Source organism: Agrobacterium sp. 20P9.1.2 (assembly GCF_057799395.1).
The window spans coordinates 575575-597851 of sequence record NZ_JBYOKI010000003.1 but is presented as its reverse complement, the minus strand read 5'-3'; the positions used below and the strand labels follow the sequence as shown (position 1 = coordinate 597851).

General features: G+C 58.5%; 20 protein-coding genes and 1 other RNA gene. 14 read left to right on the top strand and 7 right to left on the bottom strand.

Annotated elements, in window-relative coordinates:
- Nucleotides 1–501 precede the first annotated feature (501 nt).
- From AC27VJ_RS12225 to AC27VJ_RS12195, 7 genes are all read right to left on the bottom strand, one after another.
- Nucleotides 502–1728, bottom strand: a complete 1227-nt coding sequence (locus AC27VJ_RS12225; protein ID WP_488684236.1) for a lytic murein transglycosylase — start codon at nucleotides 1726–1728, stop codon at nucleotides 502–504.
- A gap of 161 nt (nucleotides 1729–1889) precedes the next feature.
- A complete protein-coding gene (locus AC27VJ_RS12220; RefSeq protein WP_488684235.1) occupies nucleotides 1890–2681 on the bottom strand; it encodes a glycoside hydrolase family 25 protein in 792 nt (263 codons plus the stop codon).
- Between the two features lie 406 nt (nucleotides 2682–3087).
- The gene (locus AC27VJ_RS12215; protein WP_488684234.1) at nucleotides 3088–3765 is read right to left on the bottom strand and encodes a class I SAM-dependent methyltransferase; all 678 of its coding nucleotides are present in this window, start codon (nucleotides 3763–3765) and stop codon (nucleotides 3088–3090) included.
- Complete coding sequence (locus AC27VJ_RS12210; protein WP_353578058.1) at nucleotides 3762–5012, bottom strand: BtaA family protein; 1251 nt, start codon at nucleotides 5010–5012, stop codon at nucleotides 3762–3764. The genes AC27VJ_RS12215 and AC27VJ_RS12210 overlap by 4 nt, the downstream gene beginning before the upstream one ends.
- A gap of 328 nt (nucleotides 5013–5340) precedes the next feature.
- Nucleotides 5341–6417 (bottom strand): transglycosylase SLT domain-containing protein, encoded by a 1077-nt coding sequence (locus AC27VJ_RS12205; protein WP_488684233.1) that lies wholly within the window; start codon nucleotides 6415–6417, stop codon nucleotides 5341–5343.
- A gap of 123 nt (nucleotides 6418–6540) precedes the next feature.
- On the bottom strand, nucleotides 6541–7176 hold the full coding sequence (locus tag AC27VJ_RS12200; protein ID WP_113090086.1) for a LysE family translocator: 636 nt from the start codon (nucleotides 7174–7176) through the stop codon (nucleotides 6541–6543).
- Between the two features lie 173 nt (nucleotides 7177–7349).
- Nucleotides 7350–8561, bottom strand: coding sequence for a pyrophosphate--fructose-6-phosphate 1-phosphotransferase (locus tag AC27VJ_RS12195; RefSeq protein ID WP_353578061.1), 1212 nt, complete (start codon nucleotides 8559–8561; stop codon nucleotides 7350–7352).
- A gap of 309 nt (nucleotides 8562–8870) precedes the next feature.
- On the opposite strand from AC27VJ_RS12195, the gene AC27VJ_RS12190 reads away from it, so the two are divergent.
- From AC27VJ_RS12190 to AC27VJ_RS12125, 14 genes are all read left to right on the top strand, one after another.
- Complete coding sequence (locus tag AC27VJ_RS12190; RefSeq protein ID WP_162727931.1) at nucleotides 8871–9611, top strand: TerB family tellurite resistance protein; 741 nt, start codon at nucleotides 8871–8873, stop codon at nucleotides 9609–9611.
- The gene (locus AC27VJ_RS12185; RefSeq protein WP_488684232.1) at nucleotides 9608–10375 is read left to right on the top strand and encodes an N-acetylmuramoyl-L-alanine amidase; all 768 of its coding nucleotides are present in this window, start codon (nucleotides 9608–9610) and stop codon (nucleotides 10373–10375) included. Before AC27VJ_RS12190 ends, AC27VJ_RS12185 begins: the two co-directional genes overlap by 4 nt.
- Nucleotides 10376–10621: 246 nt before the next feature.
- On the top strand, nucleotides 10622–11158 hold the full coding sequence (locus AC27VJ_RS12180; protein ID WP_488684231.1) for a lytic transglycosylase domain-containing protein: 537 nt from the start codon (nucleotides 10622–10624) through the stop codon (nucleotides 11156–11158).
- A 69-nt stretch (nucleotides 11159–11227) separates the two neighbouring features.
- Entirely contained in the window at nucleotides 11228–12415 is a 1188-nt protein-coding gene (locus tag AC27VJ_RS12175; RefSeq protein WP_488684230.1) for an FAD-dependent oxidoreductase, read from the top strand.
- 279 nt (nucleotides 12416–12694) lie between these two features.
- Nucleotides 12695–13888 carry an NAD(P)/FAD-dependent oxidoreductase gene (locus AC27VJ_RS12170; RefSeq protein ID WP_488684229.1) on the top strand — a complete coding sequence of 398 codons (1194 nt, stop codon included), beginning with the start codon at nucleotides 12695–12697 and terminating at the stop codon, nucleotides 13886–13888.
- Between the two features lie 76 nt (nucleotides 13889–13964).
- A complete protein-coding gene (locus tag AC27VJ_RS12165) occupies nucleotides 13965–14219 on the top strand; it encodes a type II toxin-antitoxin system prevent-host-death family antitoxin (RefSeq protein WP_488684228.1) in 255 nt (84 codons plus the stop codon).
- Complete coding sequence (locus AC27VJ_RS12160; RefSeq protein WP_488684227.1) at nucleotides 14216–14641, top strand: hypothetical protein; 426 nt, start codon at nucleotides 14216–14218, stop codon at nucleotides 14639–14641. The genes AC27VJ_RS12165 and AC27VJ_RS12160 overlap by 4 nt, the downstream gene beginning before the upstream one ends.
- A 90-nt stretch (nucleotides 14642–14731) precedes the next feature.
- Nucleotides 14732–15133, top strand: an RNA gene (rnpB, locus tag AC27VJ_RS12155) — RNase P RNA component class A.
- Nucleotides 15134–15531: 398 nt separating this feature from the next.
- The gene (mraZ, locus tag AC27VJ_RS12150; RefSeq protein WP_488684226.1) at nucleotides 15532–15972 is read left to right on the top strand and encodes a division/cell wall cluster transcriptional repressor MraZ; all 441 of its coding nucleotides are present in this window, start codon (nucleotides 15532–15534) and stop codon (nucleotides 15970–15972) included.
- 14 nt (nucleotides 15973–15986) lie between these two features.
- Entirely contained in the window at nucleotides 15987–17012 is a 1026-nt protein-coding gene (rsmH, locus tag AC27VJ_RS12145) for a 16S rRNA (cytosine(1402)-N(4))-methyltransferase RsmH (protein WP_488684225.1), read from the top strand.
- Nucleotide 17013: 1 nt separating this feature from the next.
- Nucleotides 17014–17571 carry a cell division protein FtsL gene (gene ftsL, locus AC27VJ_RS12140; RefSeq protein WP_488684224.1) on the top strand — a complete coding sequence of 186 codons (558 nt, stop codon included), beginning with the start codon at nucleotides 17014–17016 and terminating at the stop codon, nucleotides 17569–17571.
- The gene (locus tag AC27VJ_RS12135) at nucleotides 17571–19310 is read left to right on the top strand and encodes a peptidoglycan D,D-transpeptidase FtsI family protein (RefSeq protein WP_488684223.1); all 1740 of its coding nucleotides are present in this window, start codon (nucleotides 17571–17573) and stop codon (nucleotides 19308–19310) included. Before ftsL ends, AC27VJ_RS12135 begins: the two co-directional genes overlap by 1 nt.
- 58 nt (nucleotides 19311–19368) lie before the next feature.
- On the top strand, nucleotides 19369–20829 hold the full coding sequence (locus AC27VJ_RS12130; RefSeq protein WP_488684222.1) for a UDP-N-acetylmuramoyl-L-alanyl-D-glutamate--2,6-diaminopimelate ligase: 1461 nt from the start codon (nucleotides 19369–19371) through the stop codon (nucleotides 20827–20829).
- Nucleotides 20826–22259, top strand: a complete 1434-nt coding sequence (locus AC27VJ_RS12125; protein ID WP_488684221.1) for a UDP-N-acetylmuramoylalanyl-D-glutamyl-2,6-diaminopimelate--D-alanyl-D-alanine ligase — start codon at nucleotides 20826–20828, stop codon at nucleotides 22257–22259. The genes AC27VJ_RS12130 and AC27VJ_RS12125 overlap by 4 nt, the downstream gene beginning before the upstream one ends.
- The last annotated feature ends 18 nt before the right edge of the window (nucleotides 22260–22277 follow it).

Genomic DNA, 22277 nt, shown 5'->3' with positions numbered 1-22277 from the left:
AGCGCAGGTTTCGAAAAACCTGCGCTTTTTTAATGGCTTATGATGATCAACTCTTTGGGTGTGCGCGATAACCCAATATGCGTGTCAGATGAAAAGCATCACTCCGACAAACGCAAACGCCACACCGACTGCTAAGGCATTAAGAGAATTTGTAAGTCCCATGCTCTGCCTCCTTTACGTTGACAGTAATCATTATGACCGTTTTGTGTCTCTTGAAAAGCGAATTTTATGATGCGGTGCACACGAAAATGGCAATGATATCTGAGACTTTGGCGCCAATGCGTTGAAAAACAACTTATATTACAGTCTGAAAAAGTCGGTGCGAAATGCAAAAAAAGTAAACGGCCGTGGTTAATGCCACGGCCGTTTTGCCAATTTCCGTCATACCGGACTTGATCCGGTATCCAGTCAGCCCGAGTCCTCGGGCTGAAAGACTCCTACGCCGCGCAGACGCGCGTCTGCTGGACCCCGCAGCAAGTGCGGGGTGACGGAGGCGATCGATTAGAGAGCGTCCAGCAAGGCGCGTGTCGGCCAGCCATCGGCGGGCAGACCGAGGCGCTGCTGTTCGCGCTGGACGGCGATGCGGGTGCCGGAGCCGAGGATGCCGTCGATCTTGCCGACATCATGCGTCTTGGCATCGAGCTTGGTCTGAAGTTCCTTCATGGCGGCATCGTCCAGGCCGGGCTCCGGGTTGCCCTTGGCATAAACAGGTGCGCCCATGAAGCGGGTTGCGAAATAGGCAGCCGACGTCGTGTAGATGAAGGACTGGTTCCATTCCAGATAGATGTTGAAGTTGGGGTAGGTGATGAAGGCCGGACCCTTGCGGCCCTGCGGCAGAATGAGAGCGGCGGGCAGGGCAGCGAAGCTCTTGTTGCCATCCCGTGGAGTTACGCCGAGGTTGAACCATTCGCCAGCCGTCAGCGTGCCGCCGAGACCGGATTTTTCCCATGGCAAGTTTTCCGGTATGGACACTTCCTGAATCCACGGCTCACCCTTCTTGAAGCCGAGATGCTGGATGAACTTGGCGGCCGTAAGGATGGCATCCGGGCTGCTGGACTTGACGTTGATGTGACCATCGCCATCACCATCCACGCCGAACGCGATGATGTCCTTGGGCAGCATCTGTACCTGGCCGATTTCACCTGCCCATGCGCCGGTGTTGGTGGCCGGATCGAGATCGCCGTGCTGGACCATTTCTGTCAGCGCTATGAGCTGCGGGCGAAACAGTTCCGGGCGGCGGCAATCATGCGAGAGGGTGACGAGGGCGTTGCGGGTGTTGAAATCGCCCTGTACGGCGCCGAAATCGGTTTCCATGGCCCAGAAGGCGGCGATGACGCCAGCGGGCACGCCGAACTCATCGTCCGCACGTTTGAAGGCCGCGGAATATTCCTGGAGTTTTTTACGACCGAGATCGAGGCGACCCTGGCTGACGGTGCGCTGGGAGAATTCGAGGAAGGTCTGGCGGAAGACGCCCTGTGCGCGGTCACGCGACAGTACCTTCTGGTCGATCTGTGCGCCGGCCAGCGCCTTGTCCACGGCTTCAGCGGGCACGCCCTTGCCGATGGCTTCCGTCTTTACGCCTTGCAGGAAGGTGTTGAGATCGCCGCCGCAGGCGACCTGCTTCGGGTCATCCGGCGAGGTAACGAGGGGGACGGCCAATGCGGAGCCGCAAGACAATGTGAAAAGGCTGGCAGCAAGTGCGAAGCTGCGTGGCGAGAAGCTGAACATCCGAATTCCTCAAATGAAATGGTGCCCCTGCGTTCGCCAAGATTTTGGCAGAAGCGTGGGCAAGACGTGGGAAAAGCGTAACCGGACGGTTTGTTTCCAACGCCAAGCGATTATTTCGCAGCACATCTGCCGTATCTGATGGAAAAATCAAGCCACAATCATCAGCTTCTTGGCTTGGATGTGGAGGCCACCCATGTGCGCCAGTTCTTTTCCGACCCGGCAAAGACATTGATATCGGTCGGTGTGCTGATGCCGGGAATGACGCCGGTGCCGGTATATTGCCAGAATGACCACTGCCGGTCGTTGTAGATATCCGTTGGATGGGCCGCGACGGAGCGCACCCAGAACGGATAGGTCTTGAACTGGCCGACCAGATTGTCGCGATGGAAATCGACGCTGGTGTAGATGATCGGTCGCTTGCCGTAGTAGCTCTCGATGCGGCTGAGGAAGCGCTGCATTTCTGCGCGCACGACATCCGGCGCCGGCCGCGTCTTGCAGGTGGGGGAGGCGGGGTTCCATTCCACGTCGAGAACCGGCGGCAGCTTCATGGATTCCTTCGGCACGTTGCGAATGAACCAGTCTGCCTGCGCATCAGCCGTCGCGCAGAAATAATAGAAGTGGTAGGGCGCGTGCGGCACGCCAGCGGCCGATGCTTCGCGCCAATATTCATCGAAGCGTGCGTCGATACGGTCCGTGCCTTCGGTGGCCTTGATGAAGGCGAAGGAGACGCCGGATTTGCGCACCGTCGCCCAGTCGATATCGCCGTTCCACTTGGACACGTCGATGCCATGCACCTCGTGCTTGTGCGGCGACCGGGAGCCGAAATCCTGCGGGTCGTTATCCTTGAAGCGGGGCTTTGCGACAGAGGCGGTTTCCAGAAAATCATAACTGGTGGAGGTGCAGCCGCTCAACAGGAGCATGGTCGATAATAGAGCCGGAAGTAGCCGCTGCATGATGATCCCAGAACGTATGATTTTCCCGCCGGCTGCTTGGTGAGAAGCGCCGTAATCTCCTGTTTACCATAACAGGGTAAACAAGCCGTTATGGCAAGGTGCTGTGTGGAGAAATGTAGCCGTTCGCGGTTGGGTCACACGTGATTGACAGCAGAGCGCGTGGCCTACCCCCCTCTGTCCTGCCGGACATCTCCCCCTCAGGTGGGGAGATCAGCTGGGCGCCTGCTCCTCATTCCATCCGCAACTTTATCGCTAATCGAGCCAATTCCACAACATTCAGGTAGGACGAGGGCTATCCACGATTCGATCTCCCCACCTGAGGGGGAGATGCCCGGCAGGGCAGAGGGGGGTAAGCCCCACACTCTGACCGCAAATACGCGTCAACGCTCCACCGGGATCTGTGACCTCAGCCTTTCGGCAGCGTCAGCACCGCACGCCACGCATATCCTCGAGCAATCGGCTCAAACTCCAGCGTCGCATTGTGGCCGCCTGCCAAAGCTTCCAGCACATAGCGCATATTGGCACGCGGCGTGACGTGGAACTTGGTCAGCCATGCCTGAAGCACGTTTCGGAACCAGCGTGGCAAGTCTTCCTGCTGGCCGAAATCAACGATGTGCAGCGAGCCGCCGGGGGCGAGTGACTGTACGGCGCGTTCCACGGCCTTTTCCCATTCGGGGATCATCGAAACCGCATAGGAAATCATGATGCGGTCGAAACCGTTGGCACGGCCGAACTCACTGAGCCGGAAGGTCGTGGCATCGGAGACGCGCAGCACCGGGCGTTCGCGGTGGCCACCGAAGTTTTCTGCTGCGGTCGTCAGCATTTCGGCGGAAATATCGAGGCCGTAGAGCTTTGCCGTTGGGAAAAGCTTCGAGGCGCGCAAGAGATTGCGGCCTGTGCCGCAGCCGACTTCCAGCAGGTTGCCGCCTTGCGGCACGTCCAGCTTGTCGATGGTGTCATCGCGGCCCAGCAGATAATATTTGCGGGTGATGTCATAGATGTGCCGCTGGTGGCGGTACATGCGGTCCATCAGGTTTGCATGCTTGATATCGCCAAGGCTGATATTGTCGCCGATGCTCTTCATGCCTGCGCCCTCTGATAGATGTGGAAACCGCCATAGATGGCGGAACGGTCACGGGCATTGAGCTCCTGCGAACGCTCGGCCAGATAGGACCATTGCGCGCGGATATCCGGTGACAGACGACCCTCGATGACGCTCTTTTCGGCAGCAGTGCGGAAAATGACACGGGCATCCGGGGCCGCCGTTCGGCTGATCTGCGACCACAGCTCGTTGATCTGTGTGTCGCTCATCCAGTCCTGCGCATCCAGCAGCACGTAACGGTCGACGCAGGAGGCAGGCTTGGAGGCCAGCAGCTCGGTGAAGGTGGCGTGGTGGACATGGACGCGCGCGGCATTTTCGCGGATCGCCTGATAATAATCATCGCGCAGATAGTCCGGCAGATTGCCTTCCTGCGCCTGCGGATAGCGGCGGGCAAAGGCCTGCCATGCGAAGTAATTGTCCTTCAGCGGGAAGTCGCAGGCCAATTTTTCCAGACGCTGGCGCAAAACCGGGGCGATAGTGTTGCCATCCGAAAGGCTGGCGAGTTCGTCATACTGACGCGGTGGAATGCCGAGGCCGAAGAGGGAGCTCTTGCGCTTCGTCAGCCAGCGGATCATTGGCTTGTCGAAGAGCGGTGCTACCTTCTCATCGAAGAACTGGCGCTGTTCGTCCATGGAACGGGCATTGGCCATGTCCTGAAGCTTCACGCCATGCAGGCGGGCCAGCACATGGCCAGCGCCGATGAAGCGACCCAGAAGGCCGGTGCGATAGATATTGCGGTTGAAGACCGAAATGCGACGGCGACCGGTCAGCGTGCGCTTTGACCAGTAGGCGCGGGTCTGGGCGTCGAGGTTCGGCGCAATGAAACGATCATAGCCATCGCTGTTTGAGCGGACATTGGCCACGCCGAACTGGCGCACGACATCGCCATGGGCAGGCAGGTGGCGGAACGCGGCCAGCTTCAGTTTGTTGAGCGCGATGTGATGCGGATTGAGATCGACAACATCGATGCGCGACGGATTGCGCGAGAGATAGGCCAGCACATTGCAGCCGCCCGAACCGATGGTGACGATGCTATGATCATCCCGCAGTTCCATGGCTTCCATATCCACTGCCGGGTCTTCCCAGATTTGCGGATAGACAAGGCCGGAAAACAGCACGCCGAACAGGCGCTCGGACATGCCACTGGTGGACAATGCCTTGTGCTGCAGCAGCGCGGCTTTGAGTTTTACGTTTTTGCTAAAACCGGTTTTCGGCGCGACACCCGTCATATGATTCCACCTCTCGTTCGGTTGAGAGGCGTTTAGCGCTGTGACGCAACAGTTTGATGACGGGTTTGGGGGAGGGGGGCGGATGGCGTTCTGGCTATCCACAGCTGAGGTTGCCGGGTGGGGTCTACCCCCCCCCCCCCCCTCTGTCCTGCCGGACATCTCCCCCACAGGTGGGGAGATCGAATCGCGGTGACCTTTCGGCAATTTCTAACGCTGCGGATAGATTGGGGAGTTCGCGCCCGGCCGATCTCCCTCCTTGTGGGGGAGATGCCCGGCAGGGCAGAGGGGGGGTAGGCCCCACATTCCAACTTAAAATGTTTGGAAAAACCTACTTCCGCAGAACGTGCAGCATGCCCTTGCGCTTGGCATCGTAATAATACCCACGAGCATACAGCCGCACCGCATTGTCGCGGTCGTTATCGGCAACCAGCCACGCGCCGCGCAGGTACTTCACGGCATATTTGAGGTTGGTTTCCGCATCGAACAGGCCAGACGCGGGGCCGTCGAAGCCCATGGAGCGGGCGGTGGCGTGCTTGATCTGCATGAGGCCGAAATGGCCGCCGTTAACGGCACGGGGATTGTAGCGGCTTTCGCGCATGACCACCCGGTGCACGAGGTCTTCCGGCACATTATACATGGTCGCGTATTTGGTGATGAGGCCGCTCAGCTGCTGACGGCCCATCATTGTCGGCGCGTCCGGCGCAGTTGTCAGGCTCTCGCGGGTGCTGATGGCGGCAAGCGCTGCATTTTGCGGGGCCGAAGCATAGGCGAGCATGGCGCCTTGCGGTTTCGGAACCGGGATGACGCTCTGCTGCTTCATCATTTCTTCGGTCAGCGGGATGGGGGCTGCCGATGGCGTGCCCGGTGCGCCAGGCGCAGGCGGGAAGCCGCCCTTCAGCGCAACGACCTGTGGAAGAGTGGCAGCGGCGCTTGTTTGATGCGCGACGGCGGCGACTGCTGGCGTTGCGAGCGCAACCTGCTGGGTTGCGGCCTGAGGCTGTATCTGTGCGTCGATGGCGGATTCTGCTGCCGCAGCGGCAATTTCCGAGGCCGGGGGAAGGGCAACGCGACCGCCCTTGACGGCGGCGGCTGAAGCTGAAGGCAGGGCTTCTGCTGCGGAATTGGCTGCGATTTGTGTGGTGGCTGGAGCCGTGCCGGGGAGGGTAGAGGTCGCGCCTGCCGGAGTGGCGGCTGCGGTTTCCTGCGTCTTTTCGGTGGTTGTGGTGGCTGCCGTCTGGGCGGCGGTGCTATCCGGCGTGGCCGGGGCAGATACTATTTTGGGCTGGGCAATATCGCCTTTGGATGCAACTTCAACACTTGTGCATCCTGCCAGTGTCAGCGCAATGCCCACCGTGGACGACAAAAGTAGAGCCGATTTTCGGCGTAAACTGCCAGAAATTTTCATGCTGCCGCCCTTGAGTGCGCCTGTCGCTTGATACCCCCGTTTCAAGCGAAGCAGGCAGTCCCTATCCGGCGATCATTAACCTATCGTAAGGATTCCGGCAAGCGGCGACTGAACGGCAAATGCTTAGGCAGCGATCCGGCGATATCCGGCAGTCACGGCGCGGCCCGCAATGAAGTGCGTTCTCTTGGGATTACGCAGCTTTTTGGTGACCGACATGCGCCGCACGGAGCGGATGGTCAGGCGGGCAAACGAGGCTTGGATCGTCAGGCAGGCAAAGGCAATCAGCAGCGCGACAGCCTGCATTTGCGACACCATTTCGATGACGTCGCGGGTGCCGTTGACGAATTGCACGATGAAGGCAACGAAGAAGCCGAAATAGCGCAGGCGAAGTGCTGAGAGCACGAAGCAATCGGTAAAAATGGTGCCGAAGCTTTTGCCGCGCAGATTGTCGTTGTCTGCATTGGCCTCGCGTGCCGCAGGCGTCGCAATGGTCCACAGGCTGAACAGCATCAGCCAGCCGGTTCCGGCCCATTGAACGATGTCGAGAACGGTGGAGGGGAGAAACTCTGCGCCAGCGACCAGAATCGAGGCGGCGGTGATGGTGGTGACGATGCCGATGGTGGCGCCGGTTACGGCGGCAATAAGCGCGCGCTTTCCGCGTATGGCGGCGTAGCTCGCGACTTTATAGGAAATGGGCGAGGGCAGCGCGAAAAGAATGGCACAGGCTGCACAAAAGACCAGCCAGACTTGTGCGGACATATGCTTTCCTCCTTGCCCTCCCCGACGTCATTTTCTTTTAACCTACAACATCGGCCCAGAAACCGAAACGGATTTCTGGGCTGAAAGTTCATAACGTCGAGAGCGGTGTGTTTACGCCACAGTATTTTAGCGTAACCACATAATGCGGCATAAAGAAGCGCTTTTGCGAATAATCACGCAGCCTTATAGGGCTGGCCGATGTGGTCCATGACCTCACCGAACCACTTTGCCGACAAATCAAAATGCTTGCCGCCCTTGATGCGCGGGAATTCGATGGTGCGCAGCTTGCCACCCTGGTCTTCATCATGACCGGTGACGCCTGAAACCTTGTTCAGGGCGCTTTCCACGGCCAGATCGACCATGCTCTGGATGAGGCGAAGGTCTTCGCCATTGGCTGGGGCAGAGCGGGCATAGTAACCGGATTTCTGCACCATTGTCCGCTCTGCGCCGATGAGGCCCGCAAACTGCTTCTGGAACCAGCCGCCGACATTGATCGTGTCGATTTTGACGTGGCCGAAGGCATCGCGCTTGACGGTGTCGCCTGCGGCTTCACGCTCGGCAACGATGGAATCGAGGCCCGCACCTTCGGACACGAAGAGGGTGACGAAGCCGGTCTTGTCCATGATCTTCTTCAGGCGCTCTGCTTCGGCCTGAATGTCGAAAGCCATTTCCGGCAGATAGAGGCCGTCGATGCTTTTCAGCTGCTCGCCCATCAGAAGGCCTTCGACATATTCATTGCCCTTGGTCTTCTGGATATAGGCGCGCGCCGTGGCCGCCGTCAGCCAGCCGCAGTGGCGACCCATGACTTCGTGGATGACGAAGGTCTTGGGCGCAGCACTTTGCTCGTTGCTGACATTGTCGAAAAAATTCGCGCCGACTTCGGCAGCTGTCCACGCGCCCAGCGACTGCTTGATCGGCACGACGTCGTTATCGACCGTCTTTGGCAGGCCGACGACGGTGAGGTTATAGCCGTTGGCGCCGAGATAGGCGGCTAGATCTGCCGCAGTGGTGTTGGTGTCATCGCCGCCGATGGTGTGGAGAATCGTTACGCCGTCTTTTGCCAGACGATCTGCTGCCACGGCCAACGGATTTTGACCTTCCTTGACGAGGCCGCGCTTGGCACAGTCTGCGGCATTGGTCAGCTTTACGCGGCTGTTGCCGATGGGCGAGCCGCCGTAGCGGTGCAGGAGAGGCGCTTTTTCGCGCATGTCCTTGGTGATCTGGATGCTGTCACCCAGAAGAACGCCCTGATAACCGGAGCGGTAAGCCACGATGTCGATGTCTGGTGCAATGTCGCTGTAGCGTTCGATCAGTCCGCCCACGGCGGAAGAGAGGCAGGGCGCGAGACCGCCTGCGGTCAACATTGCGACTTTCTGTTTAGCCATCGTGGCTCTCCTTCGTGTTCATTGCAAAGATAAGGTGTGGCAAATGGATGCGTGAGAGAATGTGGCATGTAAAGTGAATTTCTTAAGAAAATCGCGAAATTTCAAAGCGATTGAATGAGTTAGCCGATATAATCGTTTCAATTGATAGCGCAGCCGCGACGATAATGCCGACCTGTGGAAAACCGATTTGCACCACGGAGCGTATTAGAAATCAATGTCAGCCGATATGATCTCAAGATGAAGAAAAGTTAATGACATGCGACCTTTATGCATATTGCAATCAACCGTAGGGGCCGTATGCTGGGAGGCATGATGTACGATTTCGCCTGTTTGCAACTTTCATCTTTGTGGGAACGGCTGCTCGGCGCAATCGGCGATGCAGCAGGCAACGTGCTTGGCCGTGTTATCGAGGCGGTTCGTACCGTCTTTGAAGGCGACCCGGAAACCCGCCGTCAGGTTTCTTTCTCCGTCGCAATCATCGCTCTTTCCGCCAAGATGGCGAAGGCTGATGGCATGGTGAATGATGCCGAGGTGAAGGCGTTTCGCCAGATATTCGATTTTCCCGAGGAAGAAGCCAGAAACGTTGCGCGTCTCTATAATCTGGCGCGTCAGGACGTTGCCGGTTACGAGGCCTATGCGGAGCGGCTTGCCGGTCTTTGCGGTTCCGGTGATCAGAATTGCGAGATGCTGGAAAGCGTCATCGACGGTCTGTTCCATATCGCCAAGGCCGACGGCCTGATCCATGAGCGCGAACTGGCGTTTCTGGGACGTATCGCAGAGATTTTTAGAATCACCGAAGATCATTTCGAGATGATCATGGCGCGGCATGTGCATATGGAAGGGCGCGATCCTTACCGTGTGCTGGGTGTTTCGCCCGCCGATGATTTTCTGGATATTCGCAAGCGTTATCGTTCGCTGGTGGCGGAGCACCACCCGGACAAGCTTATTGCACGTGGCGTTCCCATGGAATTGCATGCGGCTGCGAATGAGCGTATGGCGGCACTCAACGCCGCCTATGCGGCAATCGAGAAAGAACGCCGCGTCGCATGAGTGAGTTTACAGCGGATTATGCGGGCGCTTCCGTTGTGCCTTCGCCCAACCATGGCGAAAGGGTCGATGTCAGCGCGCCCGACATGATCATTCTTCATTACACCGGCATGCAGAGCGCGGATGGTGCGCTTGCCTGGCTGTGCAATCCCGAAAGCCAGGTTTCCAGCCACTACTTCGTTTATGAAGACGGGCGCGTGGTGCAGATGGTGCCGGAAAGCCGCCGGGCTTGGCATGCGGGCAAAAGCGCCTGGAATGGCGCCGGCGACATCAACTCCCGCTCTGTTGGCATCGAGATTGCCAATCAGGGCCATCCTGCGGGGCTGCCGGAGTTTCCTGAACCCCAGATTAATGCGGTCATCGAATTGTGTCGCGATTGCGGCGCACGCTGGTCCATCGCGCCGGAGCGGGTGCTTGGGCACTCCGATATTGCACCCATCAGAAAGATCGATCCGGGTGAAAAATTCCCGTGGGACATCCTGTCGCAGAAGGGTGTCGGGCACTGGGTGGCGCCTGCGCCCATCGGCGGCGGTCGCTTCTTTCAGCGTGGCGATAGCGGTCAGCCGGTGGAGGCCCTGCAATCCATGCTGTCTCTCTATGGATACGGCGTTGAAATAACAGGCAGTTATTGCGAGAAGACCGAAGGCGCGGTAGCTGCCTTTCAGCGCCATTTCCGGCCCGCTCTGGTGGATGGTATCGCGGACTTTTCCACCATCGATACGCTGCACCGGCTGATCTCGGCGCTGCCGAAATTTCGTGGCGTTTAAACGCGTTTTTCAGAAAACGGTTCCCCTGAAGTTGGCTTTGGTAATCGTTTTTTCTGCCTTGCCACAGTAAATCCTTATTAGGCCCCTTTATAAGCCTCATCAAACCGCGACGTGTTTCAGTGTGAAGCGTTGGTCGTCAATATCAATGGTGAGGACTTGTAACGGATGGTTCCGATGAACTTTCCGCTTGGCCCGGCTTTGCGCTGGTGATCTTGAAGTCTTCACGCCCGGAGACCCTTAATACTAATGAGAAGACTAATTGTTGCTGTCTCGGCTTGTCTTGCCATACTTGCCGCGCAGAGTGGACCCGTTTTTGCCAAAGATGAAGTGAAGACCAAAACCGTCACTCTGGAAACCTATTTCCGCAAGCCTGGCTATCCCATCCCCGAAAAGACGCTTCCAACCGGTCTGAAGAACAACTACTCCGACCTCATCGTCAAATATGCCAAGCGTTACGGCGTGCCGACCAATCTGGCCCATGCGGTGATCTCGGTAGAGAGTCGCTTCAATCCGAAGGCACGCGGCAGCGCCGGAGAAGTCGGCCTTATGCAGATTAAGCCAGCCACGGCGCGCATGATGGGCTATCGCGGCACCACCAAGGCACTCTACGATCCTGAAACCAATATCCGCTGGGGTATGCAATATTTGGCAACCGCCCACCAGCTTGGCGGCGGACAGGTGTGCAGCACGATTCTCCGCTACAATGCCGGTCATGGTGCCACGCGCATGAACCCGGTTTCCAAGCGCTATTGCGGCAAGGTGCAGGCACTGCTGCAGAGCTGAATGAGGATTGCCGCTTTTGAAAGCGGCCTGACTTTGCTAGGCAGCGCATTCGGCAGCGGGAGCAAGGTCATGGTGGATTTCAAATATATCGTCGTCGGTGCAGGCATGATGGGTGCGGCGGCGGCGCGGCATCTTTCAGCGCAGACGGATGGCGTGGCCTTGATCGGGCCTGCCGAGCCAGTTGATATCAAGAGCCACAAGGGCATCTTTTCCAGCCATTACGATGAGGCGCGCATTACCCGTGGTTTCGATGGCGATCCCGTCTGGGCGGAACTGGCGAAGCGTTCGATTGCCCGTTATGCCGAGATCGAAGCCAGGAGCGGAATTCGGTTCTATCATGAGGCCGGTTGCCTCTTTACCGGAAACGGCAAAGGGCTGGGCGGGGATTATGTAGCGGGGGCCATGGCGGCGCGGGACCGGCTGGGACTTGAGGTCGAGGAATATGCTGCCTCGCAGCTCGAAACGCGTTTCCCGATGTTCGCTTTGCCTGATGATCATGACGGATGGTTCGAGCCGCGCAATGCTGGCTACGTCAATCCACGCGCGCTGGTGAAAGCGCAGGTCGCGATTGCCGAAAGTCAGGGTGCCGCGCTAATGCGCGAGACCGTGGTGAGCATTGATGACACCGCTTCTGGCGTCACGGTGGTCACGGGGGAGGGACAGCGGTACAAGGCGGAAAAGGTGATCATTGCGGCGGGCGGCTTCACCAACATGGCGAATCTTCTCCCCTCGAAAGTTGATATGGCGGCAACGGGCCGGACGATTGCGTTTTTCGAACTGGACGAGCAAAAGCAGCGCGATTTCGCTGATATGCCGTCAACCATCGTTCTGGCGGAAAACGCCGATGACATCGTCTATATTCTACCGCCGGTTCTTTATCCCGATGGCAAAGTTTACCTGAAGATCGGCGGTGAGAGCGAGAAGGGCAGGCTGGAAACGCTGGACGAGGCGGTGCGCTGGTTTCACTCAGATGGCACGGCGAGCGAGGTCGCGTTTCTGGTGAAGCACGCCATTGAACTCATGCCGAAGCTGGAGGGTTGCTTGGTCACATCAGGCTCCTGCGTCGCATCCATCACCCGCACCGGATATCCTTATATTGGTTATACGCAGTCGTCGAATATTGCGGTGCTGACCGGTGGCAATTTCGTGTCGGCCAAGTCTTCCGATGAGATCGGGCGGCTGGGGGCGGTGCTCTTGCTGGATGGGCAGCTGGCGGAAGAGGATTTTGCGGGTCAGGTGGGGCCTGTGTTTATATAACGCCGGCAATGGTGGGTGTGGCTAGCCCCCCTCTGCCCTGCCGGGCATCTCCCCCACAGGTGGGGAGATCGAATCGCGGAGAGCTTTCGGCAAACTCTGTCGTCGAGATTGAAGCGACGTCCGTTCGCCCAGCCAATCTCCCTCCTTGTGGGGGAGATGTGCGGCAGGACAGAGGGGGGTGAGCCACAAGTGCCGACATCAAAACCCAAAACCTCTGGAATCGATTCACCAAACCGCTACAACTCCTTGTAACAGAGTCTAAAATCGGTGATCTCGAACATGGCAACACAGTTCAAATATATCGTGGTCGGTGCGGGCATGATGGGGGCTGCGGCGGCGCGTCACCTGGCGGGAAGCGGGGACGGTATTGCGCTGATCGGGCCGCGTGAGCCTGATGATATCAGGAACCACACCGGCGTTTTTGCGAGCCACTATGATGCGGCTCGCATTACCCGCACCATCGATAGCAATGCGGACTGGGCGCGCCTCGCCAATCGCTCTATCGCCCGCTACGCCGAGATCGAGCGCGAAAGCGGCGTCGAATTTTACGGCGAGGTCGGTTGCCTGATCGTCGGCAAAAAACGCGGCACGGGGTTTTCCTATATCGAGAATGTCTGCGCTGCGGCGGAGACGCTGGGTGTCGAGACCGAGATTCTGGATGACGAGGTGCTTCGTGAGCGCTTTTCCTATTTCGGCTTCGAAGCCGGATGCGAGGGGGTGTTCGAGCGGCACAATGCCGGTTACGTCAATCCGCGGGAACTGGTGCGGGCGCAGATCGCGATTGCGGAAAAGCGCGGCGTCACGCGCATCGATGATATTGCCATCCGCGTGCGGCAAGAGGGCGATGTCGCAACGGTGACCACTGTATCGGGTCGGACCTATACGGCGGAAAAGGTGCTGGTCGCGGCGGGTGGTTTTTCGGTGGCGGAGGACTTGCTGTCACAGCGGCTCGACATGCAGGTCAATGGCCGCACCGTCGCATTTTTCGAGATACCCGATGATGAATTGTACCATTATGCGGGCATGCCATCGCTGATCTACGAGCCTGCCGATCCGCGAAAGCACATCTACCTGTTGCCGCCCGTGCGTTATCCCGATGGCAAGACCTACCTCAAGATCGGCGGCGAACCTGTCGATATCGTGCTGAACGGCGAGCGCGAAATTCGCGACTGGTTCCGCGCGGGCGGAAGCGCCAAGGTGCGCGATGATTTTGCCGACATCATCGAAACGCTGGTGCCCGCGATAGACCGTTCGCGCATTTCGATTGCGGGCTGCGTGACGTCCTTTACGCCGAGCGGGTTCCCAGCCATCGGTCACACGGCCTCGCCAAACATCGCAGTTCTGACCGGCGGATGCGGTACTGCGGCCAAAAGCTCCGATGAAATCGGGCGGCTGGGCGCGGAGCTTTTGAGCCAGGGCAGGATCGTCGATCAAGGCTATCAGGCCGATTTCGCGCCGGTGTTTTTGAGCTAAGCTTTGGGGGCCATCTCCGCTGGAATTGACAAAATACGGAAGTTCCGTATTTTATGGTGAAGGCAGGAGTTTGAGAATGGGTTATTCAATACGAGTTGCAGCGACGACATTCGCAAAGGAGTTCGGCAAATATAGCGATGAAGCAAAAGCTTCTGGCGGCGTCGAAGTCACATCGCATGGCCGACCAATCGGCGCTTACATCAGCTTGAAAGAACTCGAAAATTACGAGCGACTGAAAAGTAGGGAACGTCGGGCAATTCATGTCAGCGAGATGGATGACGAGATGTTGGACGCGATTATGAGCGCCGAATACGGTAAAGCATCGGAGTGAACTATCCTGATCCGGTTCCGGGTCTGGTGATCCGATTCGATTATCTGTGGGATGCTGACAGTCAAAAAGGCCTGTCTACGAGTGGCAAGGAACGGCCTTGCGCTATCGTGCTTCACACGGCGAAAACCGGCAAGACTTTGGTCGTGCCCATTTCGCACTCTTATCCTGAAGTGGGTGAAGAGGAATATTCGCTAGAAATTCCCACGGAAATCTGCGCCAGGATTGGTTTGGACGAAGACCGGAACTGGGTGCGCGTTTCAGAAGTCAATGAATTCGAATGGCCCAGCCCTGAGATAAGACCCCATCCCGGTGATCCTTCAAGGGTCGATTATGGAATGATACCAGAGGAATTTTTCCTCGAAATCCGTAAGCGCCTTGCCGATGCCGTTTCGAAAAACCGCCTGGCGCGAGCGAGACGGTAAGGTTTTAAAAAAGGCTGCTCGCACACTCAGCCCATCCATCCTCCGATTTTCTGTTGGCTTTTCATCCTGAACCCGTCTATGGAGCCCCTGCCAGTTGGCCGGGCAGCCGCGCTTTACCAATGTCGAAAGACGGTAGGGTGAGGAAAGTCCGGGCTCCACAAAGACACGGTGCCGGATAACGTCCGGCGGGGGCGACCCTAGGGAAAGTGCCGCAGAGAGTAGACCGCCATCTCTAAGATGGTAAGGGTGAAAGGGTGGGGTAAGAGCCCACCGCGCCGCTGGTAACAGGGGTGGCATGGTAAACCCCACCGGGAGCAAGACCGAATAGGGATAACGCGGGGTGCGCGCAAGCGTACCTACAGCCGGTTTTTGGGCGAGTTATCCGGGTGGGTTGCGAGAGGCGGCGTGCAAATGCCGTCCCAGATGAATGGCTGCCACGTTCCGGGTCAAACCGGGGCCATACAGAACCCGGCTTACAGGCCAACTGGCAAATTCCTTTTTATTACAGGCTCTTAACCCACGCCTCCGGGCGGGGTGTGTAAGTATTTGTTATTGCTTATAAAATAATATTTGAGAGGCGATTATTTATTGTCGCTGCGCAAGTGCTTGAATGAACACGGTAAACCATTCGTTAAACTTAACGGGATATGAATATTCGATCCGAAGCTGGCATCCTGCTGGCTTCTCCCATTGACGCCCAAAGTGTCCCATGGTATCCCAAATGCACACCACAAAGGGTCGTGTTTTTGACCCGCAATCTCTGAAACGGAGAGGCCTGCAAGGGTCCGATGGGCATTACGTCCTACCGGTCAGCGATGTGTCGTGCGTAACGGTGTTGCCAGTCGGTGCGGGTTTTGGCCCGGCATCAGGCGGTTTTGGCGAGTTTTGCAATGGGTCGCTTTTTATCGAACGTGACGAACAGGATCGACGCCAAGGGGCGCGTTTCGGTTCCGTCCCTGTTTCGTTCGGTCTTGGCGGAGCGCGGCATTCAGGAGCTTTATTGTCTTCAGGATTTCGCATTTCCGGCGATCAGTGTTGGCGGACCGGACTTGCTGGAACGATACGAACGGCAGATCGCGTCCATGGACGCGTTTTCGCCGGAAGCGAACGCGATGTCGCTGCTGGTTCACGGTGGCGGCGTTTTCATGAAGCTCGATGCGGAAGGGCGGTTGATGGTGACGGATTTCATCCGGGAATTCACCGCCATCAGCACGGAAGTCACCTTCGTCGGTCGGGCGGATCATTTTCAGTTGTGGCAGCCGGAAGCGTTTCACGAGGCGCAGAAGGCAGCAAGAACGGGGCGCGGATTTTCTGCTGTTCGCCCCGGATAGGACGGGGAAACGGAATGGCGGCGAATTCTGGCGGACGATCTTCTGATGCCGGTGGCGGACCGGTTCGCCACATTCCGGTTCTTCTCCATGAGGTTCTGACGGCGCTGGAGCCAGCGCCGGGTAAAGTCATTCTCGATGGCACATTCGGTGCCGGTGGCTACACGCAGGCCATTCTCGATCAGGGCGCCAACGTCATCGCTCTGGACCGCGACCCCACCGCGATTGCGGGCGGGCAGGCTATGGTTGCGGCCAATGGCGGGCGTCTTTCGCTGATCCAGTCCCAGTTTTCCAATCTTGCAGACCATGCGCCAGCCGAAGGGCTGGATGGCGTCGTGCTGGATATCGGCGTTTCCTCCATGCAGATCGATGAGGCTGAGCGCGGCTTCTCTTTCCAGAAGAACGGTCCGCTGGATATGCGCATGTCCGCATCCGGTGTTTCGGCGGCAGATGTCGTCAACCGCGCCAAGGTTTCCGACCTCATCCGTATTTTCGGTTTTCTCGGCGAAGAAAAGCAGCCGGGCCGCATCGCCCGCGCTATCGAAAAGAAGCGCGCCGAAGAGCCTTTCCGCACTACCCGCGATCTGGCCGGACTGATCGAGATCGTCACGCCGCGCAAGGCCAAGGACAAGATTCATCCGGCAACGCGGGTGTTTCAGGCGCTGCGCGTCTTCGTCAATGATGAGTTGGGCGAGTTGGCGCAGGCGCTGTTTGCGGCAGAGCGGGCGCTGAAGCCCGGCGGGCGGCTTGTGGTCGTCACGTTCCATTCGCTGGAAGACCGCATCGTCAAAAAATATTTCGCGGATCGTTCCGACCGTGCGGCTGGTTCGCGCCATATGCCGATGGTCGCCGCCAAGTCGGCCATTTTCGATTCCTTGGGCAAGCCGATGATTGCGGCGAGCGACGAGGAGGCGGAAATCAATCCACGCGCCCGTTCCGCCAAGCTGCGCGCCGGTGTTCGCACGACTGCACCGGTTCGGCCTGCCGATTTCTCGATTTTCGAACTTCCCGACCTTGCCAGCCTTGAAAAGATGGGAGGCTGATATGCTGCGGACCTTTGACCTCGTTCTCATGGGTGTGATGGTGGCGGCAGCTGTCGTGACCTATTCCATCAAGCATCAGGCCGATTTGAAGCTTGAATCGGTGAAAAAGCTGGAAGCCGAAATCAAGCTGGAGAAGGACACCATCGACCTTCTGCGGGCTGACTGGGCGCTGCTGACCCAGCCGAACCGTCTGCATCGTCTGGTTAACGCTTACCAAGGCGACCTTTCGCTGGCACCCACGCAGCCGACGCAGCTTTCGCAGCCGAAGGAATTGCCGATGCTGCGCTCGCAATTGCCGCAGCCGCCTGAGCCGCAGGGCATGAGCGTGGAAGACGTGATTGCCGCTGCCATGAACGGCTCCAAGCCGGGCGCGACGCTGGGTGGCGTCAAGCCGAAGTCGACACCCGCAGGTCAGATTGCGGCAACCGGCGGGATTCCAGTGCCGCAGCCGCGTGCGGCTCGCGCTGCGCGTCCTGCCGCTCCCATGCCGGTTGCGCGCGGCGAGTTGGGCGACGAGACGGGCGATATGGATGAAACGATAACTGGAGCGGTTGACTGATGTCTTTTCTGTCTCGCGTCATGGTTCTGAAAAGCAGGGCTCATTTTTCCGCAAGCACCAGTGGGTTTGCCGACCACGCTGCCTTTGAAGGTGCGCGCAAACGCCGTGCAACGCAGGCAAAGACCCGCGTCGGCCTGCTGATTTTCGGCTTCATCGCTTTTTATGGTGTCGTTGGCGGTCGTCTGGTTCAGTATGGTATGACGCAGCCGGAAACTGTTTCCAGCATTGCGCCCGCAGACCGGCTGATGGCCTCGCGCCCCGATCTTCTGGATCGTAATGGCGAAGTGTTGGCAACGGACATCCGCACCGTCTCTCTGTTTGCCGAACCGCACCGCATCGTCGATGTCGATGAAGCCATCGAGAAGCTGCGCACCGTTCTGCCCGATCTCGATACGCGCGGCACCTACCAGAAACTGAAATCCGAATCGCGGTTCCAGTGGCTGCGCCGCCAGTTGACGCCGAAGCAGCAGAGCCAGATTTTGGCGCTGGGTATTCCTGGCATCGGCTTCCGTCCTGAGAAGCGCCGCTTCTATCCGGGTGGCCCGACCGCGGCCCACGTCGTCGGTCACGTCAATATCGATAACCGCGGCGTTGCGGGTATGGAACGCTATCTCGACAGCCAGGGCCTTGCCGACCTGACGGCGCTTGGCATGACATCCGACCAGCCGCTGGAGCCGGTCAAGCTTTCCATCGACCTGCGCGTTCAGGCGATTGCCCGTGAAGTCGTGAGCGAATGGATCAAGAAAACAGAGGCTCTCGGCGCGGGCGCCGTCGTGATAGACGTGCATACCGGCGAAATCCTCGCCATGGTTTCCGAGCCTGATTATGATCCCAATAACCCGGCGGAAGGCGCTAAGGAAGGCTGGCTCAACCGCATGTCGAACGGCACGTTCGAAATGGGCTCAACCTTCAAGTCCTTTACTATCGCCATGGGTCTCGATTCCGGGAAGGTCCGCATCAACGATATGTTCGATGCCCGCGCGCCGATCCGCATCGGTGGCTTCACCATCAAGGATTTCCACGGCAAAGGCCGCATGCTGTCGGTGCCGGAAATTTTCCAGTATTCGTCCAACATCGGTACGGCCAAGATTGCCGACACTGTGGGCATCGACGGCCACAAGGACTTTTTGACCAAGCTTGGCCTGCTGTCGAGAATGAAGACGGAATTGCCGGAAGTGGCGATGCCATCGCAGCCGCGCACATGGAAGAAGATCAACTCCATCACCATCTCCTTTGGTCACGGTGTGTCGACCACCCCGTTGCAGACGGCGATTGCCGGTGCGGCGCTGGTCAATGGTGGAAAGCTCATCGAGCCAACCTTCTTGCCTCGCACCAGAGAACAGGCAGATCAGGTGGCAACGCAGGTCATGAAACCGACGACCAGCAAGGACATGCGCTTCCTGTTCGACTGGAACGGCACCAAGGGTTCCGGTCGCAACGCGCGCGTCGAAGGCTTCGACGTTGGCGGCAAGACTGGAACGGCAGATAAGGTCGTCAACGGTCGCTATGTGCACGACAAGAATTTTAACGCGTTTTTGGGTGCTTTCCCGATCTATGACCCGCAATATGTCGTGCTGACCTTCATCGATGAGCCGCGTACCGACAAGGGCAACGGGGCCGCGCTTGCCGGTAATACGGCAGCGCCAATGGTGAAGGATATCATCAGCCGCTCTGCCGCCATTCTCGGTGTAAAGCCAAAGTTCGGCAGCGACGGATCGGCCTTGCTGGTGTCTTATTGATTGTTACAGCTTACCATGGACCGGCGATTCGCGCCGGGGGGACAAGACGGACATATCGATGAATTTGCGAGACCTATCCGGGAGCGAGTTTCCGGAATTGAATGAATTGCTTCAGGCGGAAGCCGGAGCGCTGGAGATTACGGGGATTACGGCGGATAGCCGCAAGGTCCAGCCGGGATCGCTTTTCGTAGCCGTTGCCGGAACCAAGGCCGATGGTGCTGCCTATGTGCAGGATGCAGTGGCCAAAGGCGCTGTCGCGGTGGTGTCCAACCACGCAATTGCCGCCCATGTGCCGGTTCTGGTCGTCTCGGATGCGCGCCGCTATCTCTCGCTGTCTGCCGCCCGTTTTTACGGAAAACAGCCCGAAACAATGGTCGCCGTAACAGGCACGGCGGGCAAGACCTCGGTTGCTTCCTTCACCCGCCAAATCTGGGCTTTCGCAGGCCATGCCGCAGCACAGATTGGCACGACGGGCGTCATCGCGCCGGGCCGCGAAGAGTATGGCTCGCTGACGACGCCGGATCCGGTCTCGCTGCATGCGCTGCTGGCGGAACTCGCTTCCGAAGGCGTGACCCATGCCGCGATGGAAGCCTCCAGCCATGGCCTCGACCAGCGTCGTCTGGATGGCGTGAAGCTCAAGGCTGCGGGATTTACCAATCTCGGTCGCGATCACATGGATTACCATCCGACCATCGAAGACTACATGGCCGCCAAGATGCGGCTATTCGATACGCTTTTGCCCAAGGGTTCGCCCGTTATCATCTTCGCTGACGACCCATGGTCGGACCGCGCCATTCAGGTGGCGAAGGAAGCGGGGCACGATGTGCGCACCGTCGGTCGCAAGGGCGATTATCTGGAGCTGAAGCGCGTCGAGCATTTCCGTCACAAGCAGATGATCGAAGTGCACCATCAGGGCAAGATTTACGAAGTCGATATTCCCTTGGCTGGTGATTTTCAGGTTGCGAATGCGCTGGTTTCCGCAGGGCTTGCGATTTCTACCGGCGTTTCGGCGTCCGTGGCGCTGAAGGCGCTGGAAAAGCTGGTGGGTGCCGCTGGTCGTCTCGAGTTGATCGGCCAGACGAAAAACGGTGCGCTGGCCTATGTGGACTATGCCCACAAGCCAGATGCGCTGGAGAATGTGCTGACCTCCGTGCGGCCCTTCACCTCTGGCCGCATCATCACGGTGTTCGGCTGTGGCGGAGACCGCGATAAGGGCAAGCGCCCCATCATGGGTGAGGTCGCGACCCGGCTTTCCGACATCGTCATCGTGACGGATGACAATCCGCGTTCGGAAGAGCCGCAGACCATTCGCGCCGAAATCATGGTGGCCGCCCCCGGTGCTCTGGAAATTGCGGATAGGGCTGAAGCTATCTGCTACGCGGTTTCGCTGCTGGGGAATGGCGATACGTTGATTGTAGCGGGCAAGGGGCATGAGGAAGGTCAGATCATCGGCGGCGTCACGCTGCCGTTTTCGGACCATGAACAGGTGCGTACTGCGCTGGAAGGATTGAAAATTTGAACTGGTTATGGACAGTGCCGGAAATGGTCGCCGTCATGGCAGGCCGTCCGGTTGGCAATCTGCCGCAAGGCATCACAGGCATTTCCATCGATAGCCGCACCGTTCAGGCGGGCGAAGCATTCTTCGCCATCAAGGGCGACCGGGTGGACGGCCATGATTATGCAAGCTTTGCGGTGGCAAACGGTGCGGGACTTCTGGTGGTGTCGGAATCCAAGCTGCCAGCGCTGGGGCGACTGACCGTACCGATGATCGTTGTGGAAGATGTGCTCGCCGCCATGGTCAAGCTCGGCATTGCAGCCAGAGAGCGGACATCGGCACGCATCATCGCCATCACCGGTTCCGTCGGCAAGACGACGACAAAGGAAATGCTGCGGCAGGTTCTGTCGCCCTCCGGCAAGGTCCATGCAGCCGTTTCCTCCTTCAACAATCAATGGGGCGTGCCGCTGACGCTGGCGCGTATGCCCGCCGATACGGAATTCGGGATTTTCGAAGTCGGCATGAACCATGCGGGTGAAATCAGCCCGTTGGTCAAACAGGTAAAGCCGCATCTCGCCATCATCACCACCATAGCGGCGGCGCATCTGGGCAATTTCAACAGCTTGGAAGAGATTGCTGCGGCGAAGGCTGAAATCTTCGACGGCGTATTGCCGGGCGGCGCGGTCATTCTCAATCGCGACAACGCGCAGTTCGAGCAGCTTGAGCGGGCAGCCTATGATGCAGGCATCGAGCATGTGCTGACATTCGGTCAGCATGCCAAGGCCGACTTCCGCCTTGCCGATTATGAAAGCACGCCAAACGGCTCCACCATCTGGGCCATCATCAACGGCGAGACCAGCGAGCTGCATATCGGTGCTGCCGGTCGCCACATTGCCGAAAACGCCATGGCCGCTCTTGGCACCGTTGCCGTGACCGGGGCCGATCTCGACCGGGCCTTTGCGGCACTTGGCACATTGGAAGCCGTGAAGGGCAGGGGCCAGCGCCACCGCCTTTCGGTCGGCGAGGGTTCGTTCCTGCTGATCGATGAGAGCTACAACGCCAACCCGGCCTCCATGCGCGCAGCCATTGCGCTGCTTGCCTCTGCGGAAGTGCGCGGCAACGGACGGCGCGTCGCCGTTCTCGGCGACATGCTTGAAATGGGCGAGTTTGCGACTGAGGTACATGAGGAATTGTCCGGTCCGCTTCTGTCTGCCGGTATCGAACATGTGTGGCTGGCGGGTGAGTCGATGGCTGCACTTCGCGATGCCCTGCCGGAGAGCGTGACCGTTGCGTGGTTCCCCACCACTGCCGAACTCAATGAATTCGTGCTCAAATGGGTCCAGCCGGGCGATGTGGTGATGATAAAATCATCACTTGGCATCGGTTTCGGCAAGATCGTCTCTGCCCTTCTTGACAAGCATCCGGCATTCCCCGAGACGGAACGCCAAATCTGAGCATTTCAGCCGGACGCA

What these genes read in the sequence shown, in the direction of transcription:
- AC27VJ_RS12225 (WP_488684236.1), bottom strand. Translation starts at nt 1,728, where the DNA reads ATGTTCAGCTTCTCGCCACGCAGCTTCGCACTTGCTGCCAGCCTTTTC.
- AC27VJ_RS12220 (WP_488684235.1), bottom strand. Translation starts at nt 2,681, where the DNA reads ATGCAGCGGCTACTTCCGGCTCTATTATCGACCATGCTCCTGTTGAGC.
- AC27VJ_RS12215 (WP_488684234.1), bottom strand. Translation starts at nt 3,765, where the DNA reads ATGAAGAGCATCGGCGACAATATCAGCCTTGGCGATATCAAGCATGCA.
- AC27VJ_RS12210 (WP_353578058.1), bottom strand. Translation starts at nt 5,012, where the DNA reads ATGACGGGTGTCGCGCCGAAAACCGGTTTTAGCAAAAACGTAAAACTC.
- AC27VJ_RS12205 (WP_488684233.1), bottom strand. Translation starts at nt 6,417, where the DNA reads ATGAAAATTTCTGGCAGTTTACGCCGAAAATCGGCTCTACTTTTGTCG.
- AC27VJ_RS12200 (WP_113090086.1), bottom strand. Translation starts at nt 7,176, where the DNA reads ATGTCCGCACAAGTCTGGCTGGTCTTTTGTGCAGCCTGTGCCATTCTT.
- AC27VJ_RS12195 (WP_353578061.1), bottom strand. Translation starts at nt 8,561, where the DNA reads ATGGCTAAACAGAAAGTCGCAATGTTGACCGCAGGCGGTCTCGCGCCC.
- AC27VJ_RS12190 (WP_162727931.1), top strand. Translation starts at nt 8,871, where the DNA reads ATGATGTACGATTTCGCCTGTTTGCAACTTTCATCTTTGTGGGAACGG.
- AC27VJ_RS12185 (WP_488684232.1), top strand. Translation starts at nt 9,608, where the DNA reads ATGAGTGAGTTTACAGCGGATTATGCGGGCGCTTCCGTTGTGCCTTCG.
- AC27VJ_RS12180 (WP_488684231.1), top strand. Translation starts at nt 10,622, where the DNA reads ATGAGAAGACTAATTGTTGCTGTCTCGGCTTGTCTTGCCATACTTGCC.
- AC27VJ_RS12175 (WP_488684230.1), top strand. Translation starts at nt 11,228, where the DNA reads ATGGTGGATTTCAAATATATCGTCGTCGGTGCAGGCATGATGGGTGCG.
- AC27VJ_RS12170 (WP_488684229.1), top strand. Translation starts at nt 12,695, where the DNA reads ATGGCAACACAGTTCAAATATATCGTGGTCGGTGCGGGCATGATGGGG.
- AC27VJ_RS12165 (WP_488684228.1), top strand. Translation starts at nt 13,965, where the DNA reads ATGGGTTATTCAATACGAGTTGCAGCGACGACATTCGCAAAGGAGTTC.
- mraZ (WP_488684226.1), top strand. Translation starts at nt 15,532, where the DNA reads ATGGGTCGCTTTTTATCGAACGTGACGAACAGGATCGACGCCAAGGGG.
- rsmH (WP_488684225.1), top strand. Translation starts at nt 15,987, where the DNA reads ATGGCGGCGAATTCTGGCGGACGATCTTCTGATGCCGGTGGCGGACCG.
- ftsL (WP_488684224.1), top strand. Translation starts at nt 17,014, where the DNA reads ATGCTGCGGACCTTTGACCTCGTTCTCATGGGTGTGATGGTGGCGGCA.
- AC27VJ_RS12135 (WP_488684223.1), top strand. Translation starts at nt 17,571, where the DNA reads ATGTCTTTTCTGTCTCGCGTCATGGTTCTGAAAAGCAGGGCTCATTTT.
- AC27VJ_RS12130 (WP_488684222.1), top strand. Translation starts at nt 19,369, where the DNA reads ATGAATTTGCGAGACCTATCCGGGAGCGAGTTTCCGGAATTGAATGAA.